This is a genomic window from Flavobacterium sp., assembly GCF_003525665.1.
Taxonomy (GTDB): Bacteria; Bacteroidota; Bacteroidia; order Flavobacteriales; family Flavobacteriaceae; genus Flavobacterium.
This window is the reverse complement of record NZ_DQDX01000116.1, coordinates 21,361-24,143: the sequence shown is the minus strand read 5'-3', so window position 1 is coordinate 24,143 and position 2,783 is coordinate 21,361. Positions and strand designations below refer to the sequence as shown.

Annotated in this window: 2 protein-coding genes and 1 pseudogene; all 3 read left to right on the top strand. The window is 33.2% G+C overall.

Annotated elements, in window-relative coordinates:
• Positions 1-582 precede the first annotated feature (582 nt).
• Complete coding sequence (locus DIU01_RS08450; RefSeq protein WP_290833453.1) at positions 583-1,875, top strand: O-acetylhomoserine aminocarboxypropyltransferase/cysteine synthase family protein; 1,293 nt, start codon at positions 583-585, stop codon at positions 1,873-1,875.
• Positions 1,876-1,877: 2 nt separating this feature from the next.
• Entirely contained in the window at positions 1,878-2,336 is a 459-nt protein-coding gene (locus tag DIU01_RS08445) for an OsmC family protein (RefSeq protein WP_290833451.1), read from the top strand.
• Positions 2,337-2,525: 189 nt separating this feature from the next.
• Positions 2,526-2,783 (top strand): annotated as a pseudogene (locus tag DIU01_RS08440) (alpha/beta fold hydrolase); the annotation flags it as partial.

Genomic DNA, 2,783 nt, shown 5'->3' with positions numbered 1-2,783 from the left:
TTTTAAAAACCATGCAATGTATTGATAGTTAATTGTTTATGTTGTGTTGAAAAAGTAGCCAAATGTTAAATTTTTAAAAATAAATTAAAAATTATTTTTTTTATTCGAATTTAGTTCAGAAGTTTGCTCCATCAAATACAATGAAAAAATGAATTTAACAATGTGCAAAATGTGTCGTATGATGTGGGAATTTCCGCAGAGCACTTCTATTGCATAATTTTAAATTTTTAAAATATATTCAAATGAAACCTCTGCAAACCGCAGAGGTTTTTTTATTTAAATCAAATTTGTCAAACTGAGCGCAGTCGAAGTGCTTTTAAAACAATAAATAATTCAATAATGAAAGTAATAGCAAAAAATATGATGATGTCTTGTATGATGATGCGCACAATGTGTTGTATCGACAGCTGCTATTACCATAAACGGAAAACGTAAAAGAAAGTTATATTTCTATTGTAAAAGTCCCTTTGGTAAGCCATCCGAAGGGACTTTTTTTTTATGCTGAAATTTTTTCGGCATCTCATCAAAAATCCAAACATGAATATCTAAAATCTAATATTTAATATCTAAAATCAAAGAAAAATGAGCACACAAAAATTTTCAACCAACGCACTTCACGCAGGACACGATGTTACTAAAAACGCAGGAACAAGAGCTGTCCCAATTTACCAAACATCATCTTATGTTTTTAACAATTCAGATCATGCAGCCAATCTTTTTGGTCTAGCCGAAGCCGGATTTATCTACACAAGATTAAACAATCCAACCAACGACGTTCTAGAACAAAGATTAGCAAAATTAGAAGGCGGAATTGGAGCAGTAGTGACCGCGTCTGGAACAGCAGCAATTGCAACAACATTTCTAACCTTACTAAAAGCTGGAGATCACATCGTGGCATCCAACAGTTTGTATGGCGGAACTTACAATTTACTAAAAGTAACTTTACCAAGATTAGGAATCACAACCACTTTTGTTGATCCTTCCAATCCTGAAAATTTTACTAAAGCATCACAAGAAAATACAAGAGCGTATTTCTTAGAAAGTCTTGGAAATCCAAAATTAGATGTATTGGATTTAGAAGCGATTTCTAAAGAAGCAAAAGCCTATAAAGTTCCATTTATTGTTGATAATACAGTTGCAACTCCATATTTATTAAACCCAATAAAATATGGTGCCGACATTGTAATTCATTCATTAACAAAATACATTACAGGAAACGGAACCTCACTTGGAGGAGTAATTATCGACGCAGGAAACTTCGATTGGAGTAACGGAAAATTCCCAGAATTCACAGAACCATCAGCTGGATATCACGGACTAAAATACTACGAAGCACTTGGCGCGGCGTCGTTTATTGCCAAAGTTCGAATTGAAGGATTGCGCGATTTTGGTGCAGCTTTAAGTCCGTTTAACGCTTTTCAAACCATTCAAGGATTGGAAACTTTAGAAATCAGAATCAAAAAACATTCTGAAAACGCATTGGAATTAGCCAAATGGTTGCAATCTCAAGAAGAAGTTGCTTGGGTAAATTATCCAGGTTTAGAAACTTCAAATTATAAAGAACTTGCTGATAAATATTTGCCAGAAGGAAAAAGTGGCATAGTAACTTTTGGATTAAAAGGCGGATTTGAAGCAGCAAAAAAAGTAGCTGATGAAACAAAATTATTCTCGCTTTTAGCCAATATTGGTGATACAAAATCATTAATAATTCATCCAGCAAGCACAACGCACCAACAACTATCAGATTCAGAACAAGAAACAACTGGAGTTTCCAAAGATTTAATTCGTCTTTCTGTTGGATTGGAAGATATCGATGACTTGAAAACCGATTTAAAAGAAGTTTTTGTAACTATTAAAAACCCGCAAAAAGTCTAATCATGAGTCAGAAAATTGTAAACGTAGTCGGATATGCAAAAGAGCAAAATCAATTTGTAGTCAAAGCTCAAAATTTTGATATCCGAATCAGTAAAAACGAGGATTTTCCTGAATTAGAAGGTCCAAGTCCATTAGAATATGTTCTTGCAGGTTACGCCGGATGCATTAATGCTGTTGGAAAAATTGTCGCCAAAGAACACGGAATTGTATTAAAATCACTTCAAGTAGAATTATCAGCCAAATTAAGTCTTGACAAATATCAGGGAAAAATCAGCAATGAAAGAGCTGGCTTTAGTTCAATTGAAGTGATAGTTAAACCAACATCAGACGCAAGTTTGGAACAACTAAAAGACTGGCTCATAGAAATAGAAAACCGTTGTCCGGTTCAAGATAATTTGGTAAACCCAACACCAGTTTCGGTGGTTTTATTTAAAGATTTACAAGCTGTGGAAGCGGCTTAAAAAATAAATTGTTTAGGTTTTTGTTTGTTGAAACTGTCTTCAATGTCGCGATTGAAGGCAGTTTTTCAAAAATGAATTAGAAAATAAAATCAAAACAAACCTTAATTTTCTTAATGCCATATTGGTTTAAAAAAATAAAAAATGTTACAAAAAATAGACATTCTAAATTTCAAATTAGAAAATGGATAATTGCTTTCCAAAACCCCATTATTCTATCAAACTTTTGGTCAACCAATAGGAAATGCTCCTCTTGTAATTGTGAATCATGCACTTACTGGAAATTCCAATGTTACTGGAGAAAACGGTTGGTGGAACGATTTAATCGGAGAAAATAAAATCATCGACACTAATAATTTCACGATAATCGCCTTCAACATTCCCGGGAATGGTTTTGATGGAAATCCAGAAAATCTAATTACAAATTACAAAGATTTTACAGCGAAAGAC